Origin of the sequence: Streptomyces sp. NPDC046712 (genome assembly GCF_040645695.1) — a bacterium.
In the GTDB taxonomy this organism is placed as follows: Bacteria; Actinomycetota; Actinomycetes; order Streptomycetales; family Streptomycetaceae; genus Streptomyces.
Window position 1 is genome coordinate 24,935 of the sequence record NZ_JBEYYW010000025.1, and the last position, 23,318, is coordinate 48,252.

The window sequence follows — 23,318 nt, forward strand, 5'->3', positions numbered from 1 at the left end:
CGTGGAGCCCATGAACGCACAGAACATCACGGTCATCGGTCTCGGACAGATGGGCACCGCCCTCGCCGATGCCTTCCTCACCGCCGGCCACCGCACCACCGTCTGGAACCGCACCCCGGAGAAGGCCGCCGCCCTGGTCGCCCGCGGAGCCGTCCGCGCGGCCGGCGTCGCCGAGGCGGTCGCCGCGAGCGAGCTGGTCGTGGTCTGCGTCCTCGACCACGCGGCCGTCCACGAACTCCTCGACCCGGCGGTGGCGTCGCTTCGGGGCCGGGTCCTCGTCAACCTCACCACCGGCTCCCCCGAGCAGGCCCGGGAGAGCGCCCGCTGGGCGGCGGAGCACGGTATCGGCTATCTCGACGGCGCCGTCATGACGACGCCGCCCGGGGTCGGCGACAGCGCCAACATGATCCTGTACGCGGGCGGGCCGGAGCTCCTCGCCGAGCACCGAGCGACGCTTGCCGTGCTCGGCGACCCGGTGGACCTGGGCGCGGACGCGGGGCTCGCCTCGCTCTACGACGCCGGGCTGCTCGGCCTCATGTGGTCGGTCTTCGGCGGCTGGCTGCACGCGACCGCCCTGGCGGGCGCCGACGGGGTGGCGGCGAGGGACTTCACGGCCGTGGCGGGCCGCTGGCTGAAGACGGTCTCCTGGTTCATGACCGGGTACGCCGAGCAGATCGACGCGGGGGAGTACCCGGGCGCGGACGCCACGATCGACGTCCAGGTGGCCGCCATCGGGCATCTTCTGCACGCGGGCGAGGCGCGCGGCATCGACAACCGGCTGCCGGAGCTCCATCTGGAGCTGATGCGCGGCGCGGTCGAGGCCGGACACGGCGGGGACAGCTACGCCCGGATCATCGAGGCGTTCCGAAAGTAGGGCAACTCCGGCCGAACGAGGGAAAAGCCGTCACTCCCCCGAGGAGTGACGGCTTTTCACCGTAAAAGCGCTGGAATCAGAGAATCCGGACAGCGCCGGAGGGCATGTCCCAGTCCAGGGAGCGCTCGACGACACCGGTCGACGGGTTCTGCGCGCCGACGTAGTTGCCGCCGCCCACGTAGATGGCCACGTGGTACGAGCCGCTGCGGCTGCCCCAGTAGAGGATGTCGCCCGGCTGCAGGTTGCTCAGCGAGACGGACGTACCCATGGACGACTGCGAGCTGGAGACGCGGGGCAGGTCGATGCCGGCCTGGCGGTACGCGGCCTGGACGAGGCCGGAGCAGTCCCAGGAGTTGGGGCCGGTGCCGCCGGAGACGTAGGCGTCGCCGACCTGGGCGCGGGCGAAGGCGACGATCGCCGCGGCGGAGCCGGTGGCCGCCTGCGAGCTGCTGCTGGACGAGGAGCCGGAGGAGGACGCGGAGAGCGTGGTGCGCTCCTGCGTGCGGGAGGCGCGCTGCTGGGCCTCGGCGCGGGCCTTCTCGGCGCGCTCGGCCTCAGCCTTGGCGGCCGCGGCCTTGCGGTCGGCCTCCGCCTTGGCCTTCTTGGCGTCCAGGGCGGCCTTCTGGGCGGCGCCGTGCTCCTGGGCCTGCAGGCTCAGGTCGAGGGCCTCCTGCTGGGACGCCTCGGCCGACGCGGAGACGGCGCTCGCCAGGTCGGTCTCGAGCGAGCCCAGGGTGGGCATCTCGATGGTCTCGGTCACCGGCTCGGCGTTCGCCGGCCCGGCAGCACCGGCCACCGCGATGGTGCTGAGGACGCCACCGGCAACTCCTGCCCGGAGCGCGAGCTTCGAGGCGCTGCGGCGGGGCTTCCGGTGGCTGGGTATGTGAGCGGTGTGGGACATGAGTACAACCGCTATCAGGGCTTCACGGTTCCCTTCAAGAAACGTGGGTTGCGCCACAGTTACGTCCGGAACCTTCTAATCCGCTTCTCTGGCGCCCTTATTGACGCCGTAACGGACAATCCGGGCATGGCCTATCAGGGCCTTGATCACGGGTTTTCCGCGAAACGTCCGAATTGACCGCCGCTTACCACCTCTTCACACCGATGGCCAAGCCCTGCTTTCTTCAGGCGGGTGTGAGTGTGACACAGGTCACATCAGAGCTCGTGAATGGGTGCACGCGTCCACTCCTGTCCGCGGGAGCCCCCGACCGGGCGACGGCTGGTTGCTTTATCACCTGAACCGCGTCCACCGCCAATTTGCTTGCATGGTCCATCTCTTGATAGAGCGCCACCCCTTCCGACCAGCGCTTTCCGGTCCGGATGTCACATCTGGTGATCACCTGGGCGCTTCGAGTGCCAAGATCACCGCTCATCCGACTTCATGATCCTTCGTCAGGTGGTGGAGATCACAAAGTCGTTGGTGTACCCCGTGTCGCAGATCACAGAGGGGCAGGCATAAGATGCGGGGCAGTCGGGCTTGTGAACTGCCTCACATGGGGGCGATCTTCCACGGCCCGGCCGTGCGGTCCAACGGTCAAGGACGACTGGAAGGAGCGAGGAGCGTGAATGCGTACGCGCCCATCCTCGTGCTCGGTGCCCTGGGTGCGGGGTTTGCGATCTTCTCCGTGGTCATGGCCACGCTAATCGGCCCAAAGCGGTACAACAGGGCAAAGCTCGAGGCGTACGAGTGCGGCATCGAACCGACGCCCACGCCGGCCGGAGGTGGCCGCTTCCCCATCAAGTACTACCTGACGGCGATGCTCTTCATCGTCTTCGACATCGAGATCGTCTTCCTCTACCCCTGGGCCGTCACCTTCGACGCCCTGGGGCTTTTCGGGCTCGTGGAGATGCTGCTCTTCGTGCTCACCGTCTTCGTCGCCTACGCCTACGTGTGGCGGCGCGGCGGCCTGGAATGGGACTGAGGGGCTGAGGGGCACCTATGGGACTCGAAGAGAAGCTGCCGAGCGGCTTTCTGCTGACGACGGTCGAACAGGCCGCGGGCTGGGTGCGCAAGTCATCCGTCTTCCCTGCGACCTTCGGCCTCGCCTGTTGCGCCATCGAGATGATGACGACCGGCGCCGGCCGCTACGACCTGGCGCGCTTCGGCATGGAGGTCTTCCGCGGCTCGCCGCGCCAGGCCGATCTGATGATCGTGGCCGGCCGCGTCAGCCAGAAGATGGCGCCCGTCCTGCGGCAGGTCTACGACCAGATGCCGAACCCCAAGTGGGTCATCTCCATGGGCGTTTGCGCGTCTTCGGGCGGAATGTTCAACAATTACGCGATTGTGCAGGGCGTTGACCACGTTGTGCCGGTTGACATCTATTTGCCGGGTTGCCCGCCGCGCCCGGAGATGCTGATGGACGCGATTCTCAAGCTCCACCAGAAGATCCAGAGCACCCCCCTCGGCGTGAACGCGGAGGAGGCGGCCCGCGAGGCGGAGGAAGCGGCGCTCAAGGCCCTGCCCACGATCGAGATGAAGGGTCTTCTGCGGTGACCGACGCACGCGCGGCCGCCGGGCCGCTGACGACAGGGAAGGCCGCGCCTCTGCGCCGCGCGGGCGGAGAAGGGAACGGTTCAGCACAGTGAGCGACGAGACACCGAACCCCGAGAAGGAGCTCTCCGAGCAGAACCTGCCCGGGCAGCGCGGGGAACACGGAGAAGAGGTCCGCGTCCAGCGCGGGATGTTCGGCGCCCACGACGGCGGCGACACCTCCGGCTACAGCGGCCTCGTCCGTTCCGTACGCCTCCCCGGCGCGGCCACCCGCCCCTACGGCGGCTGGTTCGACGAGGTCGCCGACGAACTCGAGGGCGCCCTCGACGAGCAGGGGCTCCTGCCGGAGAACGCGATCGAGAAGACCGTCGTCGACCGCGGCGAGCTCACCTTCCACATCGCCCGCGAGCACCTCGTCCGGGTCGCCCGCACCCTGCGCGACGACCCCGCCCTGCGCTTCGAGCTCTGTACGGGCGTCTCCGGCGTCCACTACCTCGGCGACAAGGGCCGCGAGCTGCACGCCGTCTACCACCTGCGCTCGATCACCCACGGCCGGCTGATCCGCCTGGAGGTGTCCGCCCCGGACGCCGACCCGCACATCCCGTCGCTCACCGCCGTCTATCCGACGAACGACTGGCACGAGCGCGAGACGTACGACTTCTTCGGCATCGTCTTCGACGGCCACCCCGCCCTCACCCGGATCATGATGCCGGACGACTGGCAGGGCTTCCCGCAGCGCAAGGACTACCCCCTCGGCGGCATCGCCGTCGAGTACAAGGGCGCCCAGATCCCGGCTCCTGACCAGCGGAGGTCGTACAGCTGATGAGTACCGAGAATGCCTCCGCCGCCTCCGCCCGGGAGACCACCGAAGGCACCGTCTACACGGTCACCGGTGGCGACTGGGAAGAGGTCGTCGAGGCCGCCGCCAAGGCCGACGACGAGCGCATCATCGTCAACATGGGCCCGCAGCACCCGTCCACGCACGGTGTCCTCCGGCTGATCCTGGAGATCGACGGCGAGACCGTCACCGAGGCACGTTGCGGCATCGGCTACCTCCACACCGGCATCGAGAAGAACCTCGAGTACCGGACCTGGACGCAGGGCACCACCTTCGTCACGCGCATGGACTACCTCACCTCGTTCTACAACGAGACGGCGTACTGCCTGGGCGTCGAGAAGCTGCTCGACATCACCGACCAGATCCCCGCGCGCGCCGATGTCATCCGGGTCCTCCTCATGGAGCTCAACCGGCTCTCCTCCCACCTGGTGTGCATCGCCACCGGCGGCATGGAGCTGGGCGCGACCACGATCATGATCTACGGCTTCCGGGACCGCGAGATGATCCTGGACCTGTACGAGCTGATCACCGGCCTGCGCATGAACCACGCGTTCATCCGCCCCGGCGGCCTCGCCCAGGACCTCCCGCCCGGCGCCGTCGACGCCGTGCGCGAGTTCGTGAAGACCATGAAGAAGAACCTGCCGGAGTACGACAAGCTCGCCACCGGCAACCCCATCTTCAAGGCCCGTATGCAGGACGTCGGCTACCTCGACCTCTCCGGCTGCATGGCGCTCGGCGCCACCGGACCGATCCTGCGCGCCGCGGGCCTCCCGCACGACCTGCGCAAGACCGACCCGTACTGCGGCTACGAGAACTACGAGTTCGACATCCCGACCGCCGACACCTGCGACTCCTACGGCCGCTTCCTCATCCGTCTGGAGGAGATGCGGCAGTCGCTGCGGATCGTCGAGCAGTGCCTCGACCGGCTGGCGCCCGGCCCGGTCATGGTCGGCGACAAGAAGATCGCCTGGCCGGCGCAGCTCGCGCTCGGCCCGGACGGACTCGGCAACTCCCTCGACCACATCAAGAAGATCATGGGCACCTCCATGGAGGCCCTGATCCACCACTTCAAGCTGGTCACCGAGGGCTTCCGCGTTCCGGCCGGACAGGCCTACGCGGCCGTCGAATCGCCCAAGGGCGAGCTCGGCGTGCATGTCGTCTCCGACGGCGGCACCCGCCCCTACCGGGTCCACTTCCGCGACCCGTCCTTCACCAACCTGCAGGCCATGGCGGCGATGTGCGAGGGCGGCCAGGTCGCCGACGTCATCGTCGCCGTCGCGTCCATCGACCCCGTGATGGGAGGCGTCGACCGATGACGGACGGACAGACCAGTCTCGGGATGCCCCAGCTCCCCGCCCCCGACTACCCGGCCGAGGTACGCGCCCGGCTGGAGGCGGACGCCAAGGAGATCATCGCCCGCTACCCGGGGTCCCGCTCCGCGCTCCTGCCCCTGCTGCACCTCGTGCAGGCGGAGGAGGGCCATGTCACCCGTACCGGCATGAAGTTCTGTGCCGAGGTCCTCGGCCTGACGACCGCCGAGGTGACCGCGGTCGCCACCTTCTACACGATGTACCGCCGCAAGCCCTCCGGCGACTACCAGGTCGGGGTCTGCACGAACACGCTCTGCGCGGTCATGGGCGGCGACGCCATCTTCGAGGAGCTCAAGGAGCACCTCGGCGTCGGCAACAACGAGACGACCGAGGACGGCAAGGTCACGCTGGAGCACATCGAGTGCAACGCGGCCTGCGACTTCGCGCCCGTGGTGATGGTCAACTGGGAGTTCTTCGACAACCAGACGCCCGCGTCCGCGAAGAAGATCGTCGACGACCTGCGGGCCGGCCGCCCGGTCGAGCCCACCCGGGGCGCGCCCCTGTGCACATACAAGGAGACCGCCCGCATCCTGGCCGGTTTCCCCGACGAGCGCGAGGGGGCCGTCGAGGCCACCGGTGGGGCCGGCCCGGCCTCGCTCGTCGGGCTGCGGCTGGCCAAGGGCGAGACCCCGCACCACAAGATCGTCCACCCGCGCGGCGAATCGGCCAGTGGGGAGGGGGAGTGATGACCTTGGCACCCGAGCTGAACAACAGCAGCCCCGAGAAGCTTCTCGCGCCGGTCCTTTCGGCGTTCTGGGACCAGCCCGACTCCTGGACCCTGGAGACGTACAAGAGGCACGAGGGGTACGAGGGCCTGCGGAAGGCCCTCGCGATGAGCCCCGACGACCTCATCGCGTACGTCAAGGACTCCGGTCTGCGCGGCCGCGGCGGCGCCGGCTTCCCCACCGGAATGAAGTGGCAGTTCATTCCGCAGGGCGACGGCAAGCCGCACTACCTCGTCGTCAACGCCGACGAGTCCGAGCCGGGGACCTGCAAGGACATCCCGCTCCTCTTCGCCAATCCGCACTCCCTCATCGAGGGAATGATCATCGCCTGCTACGCGATCCGCTCCGAGCACGCGTTCATCTACCTGCGGGGCGAGGTCGTGCCCGTCCTGCGCCGTCTGCACGAGGCGGTGCGCGAGGCGTACGACGCCGGCCTCCTCGGCGAGAACATCCTCGGCAGCGGTCTGAACCTCGACATCACCGTGCACGCCGGCGCCGGCGCGTACATCTGCGGCGAGGAGACCGCCCTGCTCGACTCGCTCGAAGGGCGGCGCGGCCAGCCCCGGCTGCGTCCCCCCTTCCCCGCGGTCGCCGGTCTGTACGCCTGCCCCACCGTGGTGAACAACGTCGAGTCCATCGCGTCCGTTCCCGCGATCCTCAACCGGGGCAAGGACTGGTTCAAGTCGATGGGCAGCGAGAAGTCCCCGGGCTTCACGCTCTACTCGCTCAGCGGGCACGTCGCCTCGCCGGGCCAGTACGAGGCCCCGCTCGGGATCACGCTCCGCCAGCTCCTCGACATGAGCGGCGGCATGCGGCCCGGCCACCGGCTGAAGTTCTGGACCCCGGGCGGCTCCTCCACCCCGATGTTCACCGACGAGCACCTCGACGTCCCGCTCGACTACGAGGGCGTGGGCGCCGCCGGCTCGATGCTCGGCACCAAGGCGCTCCAGTGCTTCGACGAGACCACCTGCGTCGTCCGCGCGGTGACCCGGTGGACCGAGTTCTACGCGCACGAGTCCTGCGGCAAGTGCACGCCGTGCCGTGAAGGCACGTACTGGCTGGTGCAGTTGCTGCGCGACATCGAAGCCGGCAAGGGCGTCATGTCCGACCTCGACAAGCTGAACGACATCGCCGACAACATCAACGGCAAGTCGTTCTGCGCCCTCGGTGACGGCGCCGCCTCCCCGATCTTCTCCTCGCTGAAGTACTTCCGCGAGGAGTACGAGCAGCACATCACCGGCCGCGGCTGCCCCTTCGACCCGGCCAAGTCGACCGCCTGGGCGGACAACCACAAGGAGGTGACGGCATGACGGTCACCACGGCCGGCTCGGCCGGTGGCGGTTCCCCGGCGGTACCGCCCGAGGATCTCGTCACGCTGACCATCGACGGCGCCGAGATCTCCGTCCCCAAGGGGACCCTGGTCATCCGCGCCGCCGAACAGCTCGGCATCGAGATCCCGCGCTTCTGCGACCACCCGCTCCTCGACCCGGCCGGCGCCTGCCGGCAGTGCATCGTCGAGGTCGAGGGCCAGCGCAAGCCGATGGCCTCCTGCACCATCACCTGCACCGACGGCATGGTGGTGAAGTCCCAGCTGACCTCGCCGGTCGCCGAGAAGGCCCAGCACGGTGTGATGGAACTGCTGCTCATCAACCACCCGCTGGACTGCCCGGTCTGCGACAAGGGCGGCGAGTGCCCGCTGCAGAACCAGGCCATGTCCCACGGGCAGGCCGAGTCCCGTTTCGAGGGCCACAAGCGGACCTACGAGAAGCCGGTACCGATCTCCACCCAGGTGCTGCTCGACCGCGAGCGGTGCGTGCTGTGCGCGCGCTGCACCCGGTTCTCGAACCAGATCGCCGGCGACCCGATGATCGAGCTGGTCGAGCGCGGCGCGCTCCAGCAGGTCGGCACCGGCGAGGGCGACCCCTTCGAGTCGTACTTCTCCGGGAACACCATCCAGATCTGCCCGGTCGGCGCGCTGACCTCCGCGGCGTACCGGTTCCGCTCCCGCCCCTTCGACCTCGTCTCCTCGCCGAGCGTCTGCGAGCACTGCGCGGGCGGCTGCGCCACGCGTACGGACCACCGGCGCGGCAAGGTCATGCGGCGGCTCGCCGCCGAGGACCCGGAGGTCAACGAGGAGTGGGTGTGCGACAAGGGGCGGTTCGCCTTCCGGTACGCGCAGCAGCGCGACCGGCTGACGACCCCGCTCGTCCGCAATGAGCAGGGCGTCCTCGAACCGGCCTCCTGGCCCGAGGCCCTGGAGGCCGCTGCCCGCGGGCTCGTCCGCGGCCGCACCGGCGTCCTCGCCGGCGGGCGGCTGACCGTCGAGGACTCCTACGCGTACGCCAAGTTCGCCCGGGTCGCCCTCGACACCAACGACGTCGACTTCCGGGCCCGCGTCCACTCCAGCGAGGAGGCCGACTTCCTGGCCTCCACCGTCGCCGGCCGCGGACGCGACCTGGACGGCAGCGGAGTCACGTACACCTCCCTGGAAGCCGCCCCGGCCGTGCTGCTCGTCGGCTTCGAGTCCGAGGAGGAGGCGCCCGGCGTCTTCCTGCGGCTGCGCAAGGCCTGGCGCAAGCACGGCCAGAAGACGTACGCGCTCGCCTCGCACGCCACCCGGGGCCTGGTGAAGGCGGGCGGCACGCTGCTGCCGGCCGCGCCGGGCACCGAGACCGAGTGGCTGGACGCCCTCACCTCGCGCGTCGGCCTCGACGAGGCCGGCACGCACGCGGCGGAGGCACTCCGCCAGGACGGCGCGGTCCTCGTCGTCGGCGAGCGGCTCGCCGCCGTGCCCGGCGGGCTGACCGCCGCCGTACGGACGGCGACCGCGACCGGCGCGAAGCTGGTGTGGATCCCGCGCCGGGCCGGTGAGCGCGGCGCGCTCGAAGCAGGCGCCATCCCGACCCTGCTGCCCGGCGGCCGCCCCGCGACCGACCCACGCGCGCGTGAGGAGGTCGCGGCCGCCTGGGGCGTACGCGAACTCCCGCACGGCTACGGCCGCGACACCGGCCAGATCGTCGAGGCCGCGGCCACCGGCGAACTGGGCGCGCTGCTCGTCGGCGGTGTCGAGGTCCGTGACCTGCCCGACCCGGCACGCGCGCGTGAGGCCCTCGACGCGGCGTTCGTCGTGTCCCTGGAGCTCCGGCCGAGCGAGGTCACCGAGCGGGCGGACGTGGTCCTGCCGGTCGCCGCGGTCGCCGAGAAGCCCGGCACCTTCCTCAACTGGGAGGGCAGGGCACGGCTCTTCGAGGCCGCGCTCAAGCCCGAGCAGATGACCCGGCCACTGCCGCCGTCGGACGCGCGCGTGCTGCACATGCTCGCCGACGCCCTCGACGCGCACCTGGCCCTGCCCGATCTGCGCTCGGTCCGCCGGGAGCTGGACCGGCTCGGCGGCTGGGACGGCGAACGGGCCTCCGAGCCCGTCGAGCCCGCGCAGCCCGCGCCCCGGCCGGGCGAGGGCGAGGCGGTCCTCGCCGGACACCGGCTCCTGCTCGACCTGGGCCGCCTCCAGGAGGGCGACACGGCCCTGGCCGGCACCCGCCACGCGGCGGTCGCCCGCCTCTCGGCCGCCACCGCGGCGGAGACGGGCGTCAAGGACGGCGACCTCCTCGCGGTCACCGGCCCGGCCGGCTCGACCCGACTCCCGCTCCAGGTCACCGAGATGCCCGACCGCGTGGTCTGGCTCCCGCTGAACTCCACGGCGGGCGGAGTCCTCTCCGACACGGGCGCCCACCCGGGCGACCTGGTCCGCATCGGCCCTGCGGGCGCCGCTGACGCGGTGGAGGTCCGGTCATGACCGGCGTCCTCGACCGCCGTACCCACGTCGTCCGGCCGGGCGAAGCCCTGGCCGCCCCCGCACGGGAGGTGCGCGCATGACCGCCCTCGCTCAACTCGCGGACGCACAGCGCAGCGTCCTCGCCGCGGAGGACCTCTCCATGTTCGGGACGGACCCCTGGTGGCTCGTCGCGATCAAGGCCGTCTTCTGCTTCGCCTTCCTGATGGTCACCGTGCTGTTCTCCATCGTGTGGGAGCGCAAGGTCGTCGCCTGGATGCAGCTGCGCATCGGGCCCAACCGGCACGGACCCTGGGGTCTCCTCCAGTCCCTCGCGGACGGCATCAAGCTGATGCTCAAGGAGGACGTCGTCGTCAAGCGCGCCGACAAGGTCGTCTACATCCTCGCGCCGATCATCGCCGCCGCCCCCGCGTTCATGGCGATCGCCGTGATCCCCTTCGGCCCGGCCGGCAACGAGGTCTCGATCTTCGGCCACCGCACCACGATGCAGCTCACCGACCTGCCGATCGCCATGCTGTACGTGCTGGCGATCGCCTCCGTCGGCATCTACGGCATCGTGCTCGCCGGCTGGTCCTCCGGCTCCACGTACCCGCTCCTCGGCGGCCTGCGCTCCTGCGCGCAGATGATCTCCTACGAGATCGCCATGGGCGCCGCGTTCGCCTCCGTCTTCCTCTACTCCGGGTCGATGTCGACCTCGGCGATCGTCGAGGCGCAGGCGGACCGCTGGTTCATCATCCTGCTGCCGGTCTCGTTCATCATCTACGTCGTCACGATGGTCGGCGAGACCAACCGCGCCCCGTTCGACATGCCGGAGTCCGAGGGCGACCTCGTCGGCGGCTTCAACACCGAGTACTCGTCCATCAAGTTCGCGATGTTCATGCTCGCCGAGTACGTGAACATGGTGACGGTCTCCGCCGTGTCCGTGACGCTCTTCCTGGGCGGCTGGCGAGCCCCGTACCCGATCTCCACCTTCTGGGAGGGCGCGAACCACGGCTGGTGGCCGCTGCTCTGGTTCGTCCTCAAGGTGCAGCTGCTGCTCTTCTTCTTCATCTGGCTCCGCGGCACCCTGCCCCGCGTCCGCTACGACCAGCTGATGAAGCTCGGCTGGAAGGTCCTCATCCCGGTCTCGGTGCTCTGGCTGATGCTGGTCGCCACCGTCCGCGCCCTGCGCAACGAGAACGTCGGCTTCCAGAACATCGTGCTGTACGTCGCCGGCGCCGTCATCGCCGTCCTCCTGCTCTCCTTCATCGCCGACATGTTCCGCGACAGGAGGGCCAAGGCCGCCGAGGTCGAGGACGAGCACCCCTTCGACCCGATGGCCGGCGGCTTCCCCGTACCGCCCAAGCCCGGACAGTCCCTGCCGCCCGTACCGCGGCGCGGTCCCCGGCACGACCGGGACCTCGTTGTCAGTGGTGGCCCCGATACTGCTACTGCGAGTGATGGAAAGGAGACGGACGGTGTCTGATTTCCAGAATCCGGTGGCCGGCTTCGGCGTGACCTTCAAGGCCATGTTCAAGAAGCGGCTGACCGAGCAGTACCCGGAGCAGCAGAAGACGACGGCGCCGCGCTTCCACGGCCGGCACCAGCTCAACCGTCACCCCGACGGTCTCGAGAAGTGCGTCGGCTGCGAGCTGTGCGCCTGGGCCTGCCCCGCGGACGCCATCTACGTGGAGGGCGCGGACAACACCGACGAGGAGCGCTACTCCCCGGGTGAGCGGTACGGCGTCGTCTACCAGATCAACTACGCCCGCTGCATCCTGTGCGGGCTGTGCATCGAGGCCTGCCCCACCCGGGCGCTGACGATGACCAACGAGTTCGAACTGGCCGACTCCTCCCGCGAGAACCTGATCTACACCAAGGAGCAGCTCCTCGCGGGCCTGGAGGAGGGCATGGTCGACTCCCCGCACGCCATCTACCCGGGGATGGACGAGCAGGACTACTACCGGGGTCTGGTCACGGAGGCCGCGCCGGACACCGTCCGTCAGGTCGCCACCTCCAAGGGGGAGAAGGGCGAGCCGGAAGAGGTGGACGCATGAGCACCCACCTCGCGGCGTACGCCACCTCCGGCGGCGAGGCCTTCCAGTTCTGGGTCCTCGGCACGGTCGCCGTCATCGGCGCCCTGTGCACGGTCCTGATGAAGAAGGCGATGCACAGCGCCCTCTGTCTGGCCGGCACGATGATCGTCCTGGCGGTCTTCTACCTCGCCAACGGCGCGTACTTCCTCGGCATCGTCCAGATCGTCGTCTACACCGGCGCGATCATGATGCTCTTCCTCTTCATCGTCATGCTGGTCGGTGTCACGGCCGCGGACTCGCTGAAGGAGACCATCAAGGGGCAGCGCTGGTGGGCCGCGGCCTGCGGGCTCGGCTTCGGCATCCTGCTGATCGCCGGCATCGGCCAGGCCGCCCTGACGGAGTTCAACGGACTCGGCGCGGCCAACAGCGCGTACGGCGGAAACGTCGAGGGCCTCGCCGCCCTCATCTTCACCAAGTACGTCTTCGCCTTCGAGATCACCGGCGCGCTGCTCATCACCGCGGCCGTCGGCGCGATGGTGCTCACCCACCGCGAGCGCACCGAGCGGGCCCGCACCCAGCGCGAGCTGTCCGAGCAGCGTGTGCGCGAGGGCAAGCACGTGCCGCCGCTGCCCGCGCCGGGTGTCTACGCCCGGCACAACGCGGTGGACATCGCCGGTCTGCTGCCCGACGGCACCCCCGCCGAGCTGACCGTGATGCAGACCCTGCGCAGGCGCGGTCAGATCCGGGACGTGTCCACCGAGGCGCTGGCCGACCTCAAGGCGCTGGAGCAGCGCTCCGAGGAGCGGCTCGGCCGGGACCGGGACGAAGAGGAGGCCTCGCGGTGAACCCCGTCAACTATCTGTATCTCGCCGCCCTGTTGTTCACCATCGGTGCGGCCGGGGTGCTGATCCGGCGCAACGCGATCGTCGTCTTCATGTGCGTGGAGCTGATGCTCAACGCCTGCAACCTCGCGTTCGTCGCCTTCTCCCGGATGCACGGCAACCTCGACGGCCAGATCATCGCCTTCTTCACGATGGTCGTCGCCGCCGCGGAGGTCGTGGTCGGGCTCGCGATCATCGTGTCGCTGTTCCGTTCCCGCCACTCGGCCTCGGTCGACGACGCCAGCCTGATGAAGCTGTGAGGGGCTGAATCGTGGAGAACCTGATTGCGCTGCTCATCGCGGCGCCCCTGCTGGGAGCGGCCGTCCTGCTGTGCGGCGGGCGGCGCCTGGACAAGGCCGGGCCGCTGCTCGGCACGCTGCTCGCCGGCGTCTCCTTCGTCATCGGCGCCGTCCTCTTCGCCGACATGCTCGGCAAGAGCGCGGACGACCGGGCCATGTACCAGCACCTGTACACCTGGATCCCCGTCGAGGGCTTCCAGGCGGAGATGGCCTTCCAGCTCGACCAGCTGTCGATGACGTTCGTGCTGCTGATCACCGGCGTGGGCTCGCTGATCCATCTGTACTCGATCGGGTACATGGAGCACGACGAGCGCAAGCGCCGCTTCTTCGGCTATCTGAACCTGTTCCTCGCGGCGATGCTGCTCCTCGTCCTCGCCGACAACTACCTGCTGCTGTACTTCGGCTGGGAGGGCGTCGGCCTCGCCTCGTACCTCCTGATCGGCTTCTGGCAGCACAAGCCCAGCGCGGCCACCGCCGCGAAGAAGGCCTTCCTGGTCAACCGGGTCGGCGACATGGGCCTGTCGATCGCCATCATGATCATGTTCACCACCTTCGGGACCTTCGCCTTCGGGCCGGTCCTGGAGGCCACCGGCGAGACCTCCGAGGGCACGCTCACGGCGATCGGCCTGATGCTGCTCCTCGCCGCCTGCGGCAAGTCGGCCCAGGTGCCGCTGCAGTCCTGGCTCGGGGACGCGATGGAGGGCCCGACCCCGGTCTCGGCCCTCATCCACGCGGCCACGATGGTCACCGCCGGTGTCTATCTGATCGTCCGATCCGCCGACATCTTCAACGCGGCCCCGGACGCCCAGCTCGTGGTCGTCGTGGTCGGCGCCGTCACGCTCCTCTTCGGTGCGATCGTCGGTTGCGCGAAGGACGACATCAAGAAGGCGCTGGCCGGCTCGACGATGTCGCAGATCGGCTACATGATCCTGGCGGCGGGCCTCGGCCCCATCGGCTACGTCTTCGCGATCATGCACCTGGTGACGCACGGCTTCTTCAAGGCCGGGCTCTTCCTCGGCGCCGGTTCGGTCATGCACGGCATGAACGACGAGGTGGACATGCGCCGTTACGGCGGTCTGCGGAAGTACATGCCGGTCACGTTCGTCACCTTCGGCCTCGGCTATCTCGCGATCATCGGCTTCCCGGGCCTGTCCGGCTTCTTCTCCAAGGACAAGATCATCGAGGCGGCCTTCGCCAAGGGCGGCACCGAGGGCTGGATCCTCGGCGCGGTCACGCTGCTCGGCGCCGCCATCACGGCGTACTACATGACCCGCGTGATGCTGATGACCTTCTTCGGCGAGAAGCGCTGGCAGGCGGACGAGAAGGGCGAGCCGCCCCACCCGCACGAGTCCCCGAAGTCGATGACGGTCCCGATGATCCTGCTGGCCTTCGGGTCGGTGTTCGCGGGTGGCTTCTTCTCCATCGGCGACCGGTTCGTGACGTGGCTGGAGCCGGTGACCTCGTTCGAGCACGGACACCCGCCGATCAGCGCCGGAGCCATCACCTCCGCCACGGTCGCGGTCATGGTGATCGGCGTCGGACTCGCGTACCTCCAGTACGGGCGCAGGCCCGTCCCGGTCACCGCCCCGCGCGGCTCGCTGCTCACCCGGGCCGCCCGCCGCGACCTGCTCCAGGACGACTTCAACCACGCCGTCTTCGTCCGGGGCGGCACGCACCTCACCCGCTCGCTCGTCTACGTCGACCACACCCTGGTCGACGGGGTCGTCAACGGCACCGCGGCCTCGGTCGGCGGCCTGTCCGGCCGGCTGCGCAAGCTGCAGAACGGCTACGCCCGCTCGTATGCGGTCTCCATGTTCGGAGGTACGGCGGTGCTCATCGCCGCGACCCTGCTGATGAGGGCGGTGTAACTCTCATGTCCTTCCCTCTTCTGACGGTGACGGCAGCGGTGCCGGCGGTCGGTGCGATCCTCACCGCCGCCGTCCCCGCCGCCCGCCGCGCCGCGGCCAAGTGGCTGGCGCTGCTCGTCTCGCTGGTCACGCTCGTGCTCGCCGCGGTCGTCATGGTCCGCTTCGAGCCCGGCGGCGACCGCTACCAGCTCGTCGAATCCCACTCCTGGATCAAGGACTTCGGGGTCCGCTACGAACTGGGCGTGGACGGCATCGGCGTGGCGCTGATCGCGCTCACCGCGCTGCTGATCCCCTTCATCATCCTGGCCGGCTGGCACGACGCCGACCCCCTGGAGACGAAGAGCAGCCGCTGGCGGCCGACCCAGGGCTTCTTCGCCCTGATCCTGATGGTCGAGGCGATGGTGATCCTCTCCTTCGAGGCCACCGACGTCTTCCTCTTCTACATCCTGTTCGAAGCCATGCTCATCCCGATGTACTTCCTCATCGGCGGCTTCGGCGACCGGGCGCACGCCGGCTCGGACGAGAACGCGGCGGCCCAACGGTCGTACGCCGCGGTCAAGTTCCTGCTCTACAACCTGGTCGGCGGACTGATCATGCTGGCCGCTGTCATCGGGCTCTACGTGGTCGCGGGGAACTTCTCCCTCACCGAGATCGCCGAGGCCCGGGCGAGCGGGCAGCTGGAGATGGCGACCAACACCGAGCGGCTGCTGTTCCTCGGCTTCTTCTTCGCCTTCGCGGTGAAGGCGCCGCTCTGGCCGCTGCACACCTGGCTGCCGAACGCGATGGGGGAGGCGACCGCCCCGGTCGCCGTCCTCATCACCGCGGTCGTCGACAAGGTCGGCACGTTCGCGATGCTCCGTTACTGCCTCCAGCTCTTCCCCGAGGCGTCGAAGTGGGCGACCCCGGTGATCATCGCGCTCGCCCTGGTCAGCATCGTCTACGGAGCGCTGGTCGCGGTCGGCCAGCGGGACATCAAGCGCCTGGTCGCGTACGCCTCGATCTCGCACTTCGGCTTCATCATCATGGGCATCTTCGCCATGACGAGCCAGGGCCAGAGCGGCGCGACGCTCTACATGGTCAACCACGGGATCTCGACGGCCGCGCTGATGCTGGTCGCCGGCTTCCTGATCTCCCGGCGCGGCTCGCGGCTCATCGCCGACTACGGCGGTGTGCAGAAGGTCGCTCCGGTGCTCGCCGGCACCTTCCTGATCGGCGGTCTGGCCACCCTCTCGCTGCCGGGCCTCGCGCCCTTTGTCAGTGAATTCCTGGTCCTGGTCGGCACGTTCGCCCGGTACCCGGTGGCCGGCATCATCGCCACCACCGGCATCGTCCTCGCCGCGCTCTACACCCTCGTCCTGTACCAGCGGACGATGACGGGCCCGGTGGTGACGGAGGAGGTCCGGACGATGCCGGACCTGCGGGTGCGGGAGCTGGTCGTGGTCGCCCCGCTGGTCGCCCTGCTGATCTTCCTCGGGGTGTTCCCGAAGCCGCTGACGGACATCGTCAACCCGGCCGTCACGTACACCATGTCCGACGTCCAGCAAAAGGACCCCCAGCCCGAAGTGGAGGCGGCCAAGTGAGTGCATCCGCCGTCCCGCCCGCTGTCCACAGCCTGTGGACGACGGCCGCGGAGCCCGTGAGCAAGATCCCGGCACCCCACATCGAGTACGTCCAGCTCTCGCCCGTACTCATCGTCGTCGGCGCCGCGGTCCTCAGCGTCCTGGTCGAGGCCTTCGTGCCCCGCAAGGGCCGCTACCACAGCCAGGTCTTCCTCAGCGTCCTGGCGCTCGTCGCCGCCTTCGCCGCGATCGTCGGCCTCGCCGCCGGCGGCTACGGCTCCACCAAGGCCCACATCGCGGCCATGGGCGCCATCGCCGTGGACGGCCCGGCGCTCTTCCTGCAGGGCACCATTCTGCTGGCCTCGATCGTCGCGGTCTTCACCTTCGCCGAGCGCCGGCTCGACCCCGCCGACCACGGCCACAAGGTCGACTCGTTCGCCGCCGAGGCCGCGGCAGTCCCCGGCAGCGAGCAGGAGAAGGCCGCGACCAAGGCCGGGTTCACCACCACCGAGGTGTTCCCGCTCGCCCTGTTCGCCGTCGCCGGCATGCTGGTCTTCCCCGCCGCCAACGACCTCCTGACGCTCTTCGTCGCCCTGGAGGTCTTCTCGCTGCCGCTCTACCTGCTCTGCGCCGTCGCCCGCCGCAAGCGGCTGATGTCGCAGGAGGCGGCCGTCAAGTACTTCCTGCTCGGCGCCTTCTCCTCGGCGTTCCTGCTCTTCGGGATCGCCCTGCTCTACGGCTACGCGGGCTCCGTCTCGTACGCCACCATCGCCGACGTCGTCGACGGCGCCGTCACCTCGGTCGACCCGGCCCTCGCCCAGACCATGGGCAACGACGTCCTGCTGCTCATCGGCTTCGCCCTGGTCCTGATGGGCCTGCTCTTCAAGGTCGGCGCCGTGCCGTTCCACATGTGGACCCCGGACGTCTACCAGGGCGCGCCGACCCCTGTCACCGGCTTCATGGCGGCCGCGACGAAGGTCGCCGCGTTCGGCGCGCTGCTGCGGCTGCTGTACGTGGTGCTGCCGGGCCTCACCTGGGACTGGCGGCCGGTCATGTGGGGCGTCGCCATCGTCACCATGCTGGGCGGCGCGATCGTCGCGATCACCCAGACCGACATCAAGCGACTCCTCGCGTACTCCTCCATCGCGCACGCCGGCTTCCTGCTGGCCGGTGTCATCGCCGCGACGCCCACCGGCATCTCGTCCGTGCTGTTCTACTTGGGCGCGTACTCCTTCGTGACGATCGGGGCGTTCGCCGTCGTCACGCTGGTACGGGACGCGGGCGGCGAGGCGACCCACCTGTCCAAGTGGGCGGGCCTGGGGCGCCGTTCGCCGCTCGTGGCCGCGGTCTTCGCGGTGTTCCTCCTGGCCTTCGCCGGCATCCCGCTGACCTCCGGCTTCTCCGGCAAGTTCGCGGTCTTCAAGGCGGCCGCGGAGGGCGGCGCGGGCGCGCTGGTCGTGGTCGGTGTCGTCTCGTCGGCGGTCGCCGCGTTCTTCTACATCCGGGTGATCGTGCTGATGTTCTTCAGCGAGCCGAAGGCGGACGGCCCCACGGTCGCCGTGCCCTCGGGCTTCACGGCCGCCACGATCACGGTCGGCGTGGTCGTGACGCTGGTGCTCGGCCTCGCGCCGCAGTACTTCCTGGACCTGGCGAACCAGGCGAGCGTGTTCGTGAGGTAGTGCAGCGCCGTCAGGGCCCGGTCTCCGCTCGCGCGGGGGCCGGGCCCTGACGTATGTGCGGGGGTTACGGCGCCGGAACGATCCGGCCCGTCACCTCGCCGAGCGCGACCTGCGTGCCGTCCGGGCCCGGGGCCCACGCGGTCAGCGTGACCTCGTCGCCGTCCTCCAGGAACGTCCGCTTCCCGGAGGGCAGTTCGAGCGCGTCACGGCCGTTCCACGTCAGCTCGAGCAGCGAGCCGCGCTGGTGCACCTCGGGGCCCGAGACCGTGCCGGAGCCGTACAGGTCACCGGTCCGCAGCGACGCTCCGTTGACCGTCATGTGGGCGAGCTGCTGGGCGGCCGTCCAGTACATCGTGGCGAACGGCGGCTCCGAGACCACCTCGCCGTTGATCTCGACGGTGATCCGCAGGTCGAAGCCACCGTGCTCCTCCTCGGCCGAGTCGTCCAGGTACGGCAGCAGGTCGAAGTCCCGGGCCGGCGGCTCGGTACGGGCCGCGTCCAGGGCCTCCAGGGGGGTCACCCAGGCCGAGACGGACGTCGCGAAGGACTTGCCGAGGAACGGGCCGAGCGGCACGTACTCCCAGGCCTGGATGTCCCGGGCCGACCAGTCGTTGAGGAGCGTCAGACCGAAGACGTGCTCGCGGAAGTCACCGAGCGGGACCGGCGTGCCGTGCGCGGACGGGGTGCCGACGACGAAGCCGACCTCCGCCTCGATGTCCAGCTTCACCGAGGGCCCGAAGACCGGCGCCGGGTCCGTGGGCGCCTTGCGCTGCCCGGAGGGGCGTACGACATCGGTGCCGGAGACCACGACCGTGCCCGCGCGACCGTGGTACCCGATCGGCAGGTGCTTCCAGTTGGGCGTGAGCGGCTCGCCGTCCGGGCGGAAGATGTGGCCGACGTTGGTGGCGTGGTGCTCGCTCGCGTAGAAGTCGACGTAGTCCGCGACCTCGTACGGCAGGTGCAGGGTGACCGCGTCCAGCGGGTGCAGCAGAGGCTCTATCTCCGACCGGTGGGCGGGCACGGTCACCCAGGCGGTCAGGGCCCGGCGCACATCGCGCCAGGCGGTCCGGCCGGCGGCGAGGAGCGGGTTGAGGCTGGGCTGCGCGAGCAGCGCGGCGTAGGGGGAGCCGAGGGCGTGCGCCGCGGCTCCCGCGTCGAGGACATGACCGCCGATGCGGACGCCGACCCTCCGCCGGTCGGGCTCGTCGGCGGTGGAGAAGACGCCGTACGGAAGGTTGTGCGGGCCGAAGGGATCGCCTTCGGCCAGATCGAGCGGGGACTGCTCGGGCATCGGTGCTTGCCTCGCTTTCCACGGGTGTGGGGGACACGTTACGGGGCGGGCCGCTCGGCGCGGATGACATGGGTCACACAAAAAGTGAGGCCTCCGTGCACAACTGTCCATGTTCGCGCGCTTTATGCGTGCTGTGGGGCTGCTGTATGACTGAGCGCGTTCAATTCCCCCTTTTCCAGGTCCTTATTCGGGTCATACGATCTCGGCAACGTCGCACCGCGTGAAGTCCCCGCAGGCGCGACTCCCATTTCTTTCATCTTCGTTCGACCAGAAAAGGTCTGCCTTGAAGATTCGCCGCATTCTCGCGACGGCCGTGGCCGCCGCCGTGACGACCCCGGTCGTCTTCCTCTCCGCCGCCCCGGCGTTCGCGGACAACAAGCCGGCCGCGCCGGCGCAGACGCAGAACGAGCAGCCGTCGCTCGAGCAGCTGAAGCAGGCGGTCACCGCCGCGCAGACGGCGTACGACATTGCCGTGATCGCGTACGACAAGTCCCAGAAGGCCATCGACGAGCTCGACAAGGCCGAACACCCGCTTCAGGTCGCGCTGGCCGGGGTGAAGAAGGCCGCGGAGCAGGCCGCCACCGACAAGACGACGGCCGATCAGGCCGTCGTGGACGCCCAGGCCAAGCTGGACGCCGCCACCACCGACGAGGAGAAGGCCGCCGCGCAGACGGCCCTCGACGAGGCGAAGGCCAAGGCCGAGACCGCCGCCACGGCGAAGACGACCGCCGACGCGAACGTCACCAAGGCGAACAAGGACATCGAGGACGAGCGGGTCAACCTCCTGAAGAAGACCGGCGAGGCCGGCAAGGCCAAGGAGGCCGCCCTCAAGACCCTCGACGCCGCCAAGAAGGCGCTCGCCGACGCCGAGGCCGAGGAGGGCGAGGAGGAGCCGGGCGAGGACTGCGTGCCCGAGCCCAAGTTCACCACCGTCGTCCACGGCCTGCCCGAGAAGGTCGTCGCCGGTACGACGGTGAACTTCACGCTGCGCGTCACGAACGGCACCGACAAGAAGATGGACGAGGTGTACCCGTACGCCGCCGTCCACGCCTTCGACGAGAAGGGCCTCAAGGAGCTCGACGAGTACCTCGACCTCGAGTGGTCCACCGCGGCCAACTCGAAGTGGGAGGACGTCGACCCCGGCGAGAGCCTGTTCGTCGGCTCGCTGAACGCCAAGTCCTCCGTGGACGTCAAGCTGCGGCTGAAGCTCGACGCGAAGACCCCGGCCGGTCAGGGCGCCGCCTTCGTCGCCGGTGACTACTGGAACGAGAACGAGTCCTGCGGCGGTACGCCGGACCTGGAGTACTACGAGTTCGCCATCCTGGCCAAGGGCAGCAACCCGGGCAAGGTCGACGACGCCAAGGGCCAGAAGGGCAACACCAACACCACCGGGCAGGGCGGCACCTCCACCACCCCGGTGAACGGTGGGACCACGGGCTCCACCAACGGCTCGCTCGCCAAGACCGGCTCGAACGACGCCGTCCCGCAGATCGCCCTCGCGGGCGCCGCGGCCGTCGCGCTCGGCGCCGGCGCGATGTTCGTCGTCCGTCGCCGTAAGGCCGGCTCGAACGCCTGAACAGAGCAGTGACTGAGGGGCCCGCATTCCACTTGGAATGCGGGCCTCCTTTCTTTCCCGTTCACCCCGCCGTCCGTGGAATCCGTTTCTCCCAGGTCCGGTGGAAGAGAACTTCCCCGCCCTCTTTGCACACCACCTCGTTCGACGTGATGAATGCGTCCGCGTCGCACGAGATCTCCGAGCGCGAGTCGACCGTGACGTCCCATGCCGACTCCGGGCGGTGCAGACGGATCGACCAGGTCGAGTGGGTGCGGGCCGACAAGGGGTCGTCCTCGGTGATCGTGTACGTCTCCACGGCGTCCTCGGTGAATTCCAGGCCGTCCGGGTAGACCCGCGTACCGCCGTAACGGGGGTCGACCTCCAGCGTCCACTCGCCCCTCGCCACGTCCCGGACCACGAGCCGCTCCGGGCGGGGGTCCTCCAGGGTCGCCGGGATCACCACGCCCAGGGGCCCGGACTGTTCCGGGTCCTGCCACTCCACCGCGTCGGTCGTGGGGCGGCGGACCGGGAGGGTCAGGCTCGAGGCCGCAGGGGCGAGCGTGAAGCCCGCCGCGTCCGGCTGTGGCCAGATCCACGGCCAGTACGCGGAGGAGACCGCCAGGCGGACCCGGTGGCCGGGCGGGAAGGTGTGGCCGATGCCGTTGAGCTCGAGGACGAAGCTCTCCGTCTCCCCGATCTGCGCCTCCACCGCCCGGTCGCGGCCGTAGCGGGCGGAGAAGTTCAGTACGCCCCGGGTGACCAGGGTCGAGGAGCCGTCCGGGGCGATGTCGCAGAGGCGCGCGATCACCTGGCCCGTGGGGGCCGGAGTGGTCAGCGACAGGCTCACCCGCGGCCGGCCCAGGATCTCGATCGGTGCGCCGTCCTCCGGGACCGCGAAGTCGAAGCAGGCCGAATGGGCGTCCTCGTCGCGCTGGTCCGGCGGCAGATCCGCGTCGTTGCCGAAGGGGAAGAAGCGCCCCGCGTCCAGGCCCGTCTGCTGCGGGGAGTCGACCACGACCGGCTCGCCCTGGAAGGCGTACGTCACCGGGGTGATGTTCGGCGACGGCCAGGCCGGGTCGGCGACCCAGCGGCCCGGCAGCTCCTCGTAGACCGTGGCCGGCGGGTGCGACTCGCTGATCCAGGAGCGCAGCAGCGGCTCCGCCATCACGTCGTTGTCGGCGCCCTTGAGGTGGTGGTCCCACCAGCGCAGCGTCTCCTGGAGGAAGCCGATCGCCGGACCCGGCGGCAGCTCGCGGTCCGGGTACTGGTGGGACCACGGCCCGATGATCCCGCGCACCCGGTCCTGGGGGAGGTGCTCCACCAGCCGCAGCACGGTGTCCCGGTACGGGTCGTGCCAGCCCCCGACCGCGAGGACGGCCGCCTCGATCGCCCCGTAGTCCTCGCAGACGCTGCCGTGCCTCCAGTAGTCGTCGCGGGTCTGGTGGGCGAGCCAGGTGTGGATGAGCGGGTCCACCACCTCCAGGCGCCGCAGCCACATCTCCCGCCACTCCTCGCCCACGTACCGCGGGTCCGGGGGCCGGCAGACGAAGGCGAGCATGGCGGCCGCCCAGGCGTGCATGTCCACGGCGAGGACGGAGCCCCCCATGTAGTGGACGTCGTTGTCGTAGCGGTCGTCGGTCGAGCAGACCGTGACGATCGCCTTCAGCGGCCTGGGGGCGAGCGCGGCGATCTGGAGCGAGTTGAAGCCGCCCCAGGAGATGCCGAACATGCCGACCTTCCCCGTGCACCAGGGCTGCTCGGCGAGCCAGTTCACCACCGCCACGCCGTCCGCCAGCTCGACGGGGTCGTACTCGTCCCCGGGCAGCCCCTCGCTGTTGCCGTGCCCGCGTACGTCGACGCGTACGGAGGCGTAGCCGTGCCCGGCGTACCAGGGGTGGCGCTGCCAGTCGCGGGGCGCCGTCCAGTCGGTGAGGCGGTACGGCAGGTACTCCAGGAGGGCGGGGACGGGGTCGTCGGTGACCGGCCGCCAGATCCGGGCGTACAGCCTCGTACCGTCCGGGAGGGGGATCCGGACGTCCTCGCGGGTCGTCTCGTACGGGAACTCGGTACGGATGCGCAT

Annotated in this window: 19 protein-coding genes; 16 read left to right on the forward strand and 3 right to left on the reverse strand. The window is 69.8% G+C overall.

Annotated elements, in window-relative coordinates; translation table 11 throughout:
- The first annotated feature begins 1 nt into the window (after nt 1).
- Entirely contained in the window at nt 2-874 is an 873-nt protein-coding gene (locus ABZ939_RS27805) for an NAD(P)-binding domain-containing protein (protein WP_361860752.1), read from the forward strand.
- A gap of 76 nt (nt 875-950) precedes the next feature.
- Here the strand turns inward: ABZ939_RS27805 and ABZ939_RS27810 are convergent, their stop codons facing one another.
- Entirely contained in the window at nt 951-1,775 is an 825-nt protein-coding gene (locus tag ABZ939_RS27810) for a C40 family peptidase (RefSeq protein WP_361860755.1), read from the reverse strand.
- A gap of 661 nt (nt 1,776-2,436) precedes the next feature.
- On the opposite strand from ABZ939_RS27810, the gene ABZ939_RS27815 reads away from it, so the two are divergent.
- The 14 genes from ABZ939_RS27815 to nuoN all read left to right on the forward strand — a co-directional run bounded on the left by ABZ939_RS27815 (nt 2,437) and on the right by nuoN (nt 18,392).
- Nucleotides 2,437-2,796 carry an NADH-quinone oxidoreductase subunit A gene (locus ABZ939_RS27815; protein WP_030494815.1) on the forward strand — a complete coding sequence of 120 codons (360 nt, stop codon included), beginning with the start codon at nt 2,437-2,439 and terminating at the stop codon, nt 2,794-2,796.
- A 17-nt stretch (nt 2,797-2,813) separates the two neighbouring features.
- Complete coding sequence (locus ABZ939_RS27820; protein ID WP_137994037.1) at nt 2,814-3,368, forward strand: NADH-quinone oxidoreductase subunit B; 555 nt, start codon at nt 2,814-2,816, stop codon at nt 3,366-3,368.
- Between the two features lie 88 nt (nt 3,369-3,456).
- Nucleotides 3,457-4,188 (forward strand): NADH-quinone oxidoreductase subunit C, encoded by a 732-nt coding sequence (locus tag ABZ939_RS27825; RefSeq protein WP_361860758.1) that lies wholly within the window; start codon nt 3,457-3,459, stop codon nt 4,186-4,188.
- Nucleotides 4,188-5,519: an NADH-quinone oxidoreductase subunit D gene (locus tag ABZ939_RS27830; RefSeq protein WP_361860761.1), complete on the forward strand. Its 1,332-nt coding sequence runs from the start codon at nt 4,188-4,190 to the stop codon at nt 5,517-5,519. Before ABZ939_RS27825 ends, ABZ939_RS27830 begins: the two co-directional genes overlap by 1 nt.
- Nucleotides 5,516-6,259 (forward strand): NADH-quinone oxidoreductase subunit NuoE, encoded by a 744-nt coding sequence (gene nuoE, locus ABZ939_RS27835; RefSeq protein WP_361860764.1) that lies wholly within the window; start codon nt 5,516-5,518, stop codon nt 6,257-6,259. The genes ABZ939_RS27830 and nuoE overlap by 4 nt, the downstream gene beginning before the upstream one ends.
- A complete protein-coding gene (nuoF, locus tag ABZ939_RS27840; protein WP_361860766.1) occupies nt 6,259-7,608 on the forward strand; it encodes an NADH-quinone oxidoreductase subunit NuoF in 1,350 nt (449 codons plus the stop codon). The genes nuoE and nuoF overlap by 1 nt, the downstream gene beginning before the upstream one ends.
- Nucleotides 7,605-10,094, forward strand: coding sequence for an NADH-quinone oxidoreductase subunit G (locus ABZ939_RS27845; protein WP_361860769.1), 2,490 nt, complete (start codon nt 7,605-7,607; stop codon nt 10,092-10,094). The genes nuoF and ABZ939_RS27845 overlap by 4 nt, the downstream gene beginning before the upstream one ends.
- 76 nt (nt 10,095-10,170) lie before the next feature.
- Nucleotides 10,171-11,556, forward strand: a complete 1,386-nt coding sequence (nuoH, locus tag ABZ939_RS27850) for an NADH-quinone oxidoreductase subunit NuoH (protein ID WP_361860772.1) — start codon at nt 10,171-10,173, stop codon at nt 11,554-11,556.
- Nucleotides 11,531-12,127 (forward strand): NADH-quinone oxidoreductase subunit NuoI, encoded by a 597-nt coding sequence (gene nuoI, locus ABZ939_RS27855; RefSeq protein WP_361860775.1) that lies wholly within the window; start codon nt 11,531-11,533, stop codon nt 12,125-12,127. Before nuoH ends, nuoI begins: the two co-directional genes overlap by 26 nt.
- Nucleotides 12,124-12,951, forward strand: a complete 828-nt coding sequence (locus ABZ939_RS27860; RefSeq protein ID WP_361860778.1) for an NADH-quinone oxidoreductase subunit J — start codon at nt 12,124-12,126, stop codon at nt 12,949-12,951. Before nuoI ends, ABZ939_RS27860 begins: the two co-directional genes overlap by 4 nt.
- Nucleotides 12,948-13,247, forward strand: a complete 300-nt coding sequence (gene nuoK, locus ABZ939_RS27865; RefSeq protein ID WP_069927518.1) for an NADH-quinone oxidoreductase subunit NuoK — start codon at nt 12,948-12,950, stop codon at nt 13,245-13,247. The genes ABZ939_RS27860 and nuoK overlap by 4 nt, the downstream gene beginning before the upstream one ends.
- Before the next feature lie 11 nt (nt 13,248-13,258).
- Nucleotides 13,259-15,154: an NADH-quinone oxidoreductase subunit L gene (nuoL, locus tag ABZ939_RS27870; RefSeq protein ID WP_361860782.1), complete on the forward strand. Its 1,896-nt coding sequence runs from the start codon at nt 13,259-13,261 to the stop codon at nt 15,152-15,154.
- A gap of 5 nt (nt 15,155-15,159) precedes the next feature.
- Nucleotides 15,160-16,734 carry an NADH-quinone oxidoreductase subunit M gene (locus ABZ939_RS27875; RefSeq protein ID WP_361860785.1) on the forward strand — a complete coding sequence of 525 codons (1,575 nt, stop codon included), beginning with the start codon at nt 15,160-15,162 and terminating at the stop codon, nt 16,732-16,734.
- Complete coding sequence (nuoN, locus tag ABZ939_RS27880) at nt 16,731-18,392, forward strand: NADH-quinone oxidoreductase subunit NuoN (RefSeq protein ID WP_361860787.1); 1,662 nt, start codon at nt 16,731-16,733, stop codon at nt 18,390-18,392. The genes ABZ939_RS27875 and nuoN overlap by 4 nt, the downstream gene beginning before the upstream one ends.
- A gap of 64 nt (nt 18,393-18,456) precedes the next feature.
- Here nuoN and fahA read toward each other — a convergent pair whose 3' ends face one another.
- Nucleotides 18,457-19,683, reverse strand: a complete 1,227-nt coding sequence (gene fahA, locus ABZ939_RS27885; RefSeq protein WP_361860790.1) for a fumarylacetoacetase — start codon at nt 19,681-19,683, stop codon at nt 18,457-18,459.
- Nucleotides 19,684-19,966: 283 nt separating this feature from the next.
- Here fahA and ABZ939_RS27890 point away from each other — a divergent pair, with 283 nt between their 5' ends.
- Nucleotides 19,967-21,259 carry an LPXTG cell wall anchor domain-containing protein gene (locus ABZ939_RS27890; protein WP_361860793.1) on the forward strand — a complete coding sequence of 431 codons (1,293 nt, stop codon included), beginning with the start codon at nt 19,967-19,969 and terminating at the stop codon, nt 21,257-21,259.
- A 61-nt stretch (nt 21,260-21,320) separates the two neighbouring features.
- On the opposite strand, the gene ABZ939_RS27895 is transcribed toward ABZ939_RS27890, so the two are convergent.
- Nucleotides 21,321-23,318, reverse strand: coding sequence for a CocE/NonD family hydrolase (locus tag ABZ939_RS27895; RefSeq protein WP_361860796.1), 1,998 nt, complete (start codon nt 23,316-23,318; stop codon nt 21,321-21,323).

Excerpts from the sequence above, each read along its gene's own strand:
- ABZ939_RS27820 (WP_137994037.1), top strand. The coding sequence starts at position 2,814 with ATGGGACTCGAAGAGAAGCTGCCGAGCGGCTTTCTGCTGACGACGGTC.
- fahA (WP_361860790.1), bottom strand. The coding sequence starts at position 19,683 with ATGCCCGAGCAGTCCCCGCTCGATCTGGCCGAAGGCGATCCCTTCGGC.
- ABZ939_RS27895 (WP_361860796.1), bottom strand. The coding sequence starts at position 23,318 with ATGCGCATCCGTACCGAGTTCCCGTACGAGACGACCCGCGAGGACGTC.
- ABZ939_RS27830 (WP_361860761.1), top strand. The coding sequence starts at position 4,188 with ATGAGTACCGAGAATGCCTCCGCCGCCTCCGCCCGGGAGACCACCGAA.
- nuoF (WP_361860766.1), top strand. The coding sequence starts at position 6,259 with ATGACCTTGGCACCCGAGCTGAACAACAGCAGCCCCGAGAAGCTTCTC.
- ABZ939_RS27875 (WP_361860785.1), top strand. The coding sequence starts at position 15,160 with ATGTCCTTCCCTCTTCTGACGGTGACGGCAGCGGTGCCGGCGGTCGGT.
- nuoE (WP_361860764.1), top strand. The coding sequence starts at position 5,516 with ATGACGGACGGACAGACCAGTCTCGGGATGCCCCAGCTCCCCGCCCCC.
- ABZ939_RS27860 (WP_361860778.1), top strand. The coding sequence starts at position 12,124 with ATGAGCACCCACCTCGCGGCGTACGCCACCTCCGGCGGCGAGGCCTTC.
- nuoH (WP_361860772.1), top strand. The coding sequence starts at position 10,171 with ATGACCGCCCTCGCTCAACTCGCGGACGCACAGCGCAGCGTCCTCGCC.
- nuoI (WP_361860775.1), top strand. The coding sequence starts at position 11,531 with ATGGAAAGGAGACGGACGGTGTCTGATTTCCAGAATCCGGTGGCCGGC.
- ABZ939_RS27810 (WP_361860755.1), bottom strand. The coding sequence starts at position 1,775 with ATGTCCCACACCGCTCACATACCCAGCCACCGGAAGCCCCGCCGCAGC.
- ABZ939_RS27845 (WP_361860769.1), top strand. The coding sequence starts at position 7,605 with ATGACGGTCACCACGGCCGGCTCGGCCGGTGGCGGTTCCCCGGCGGTA.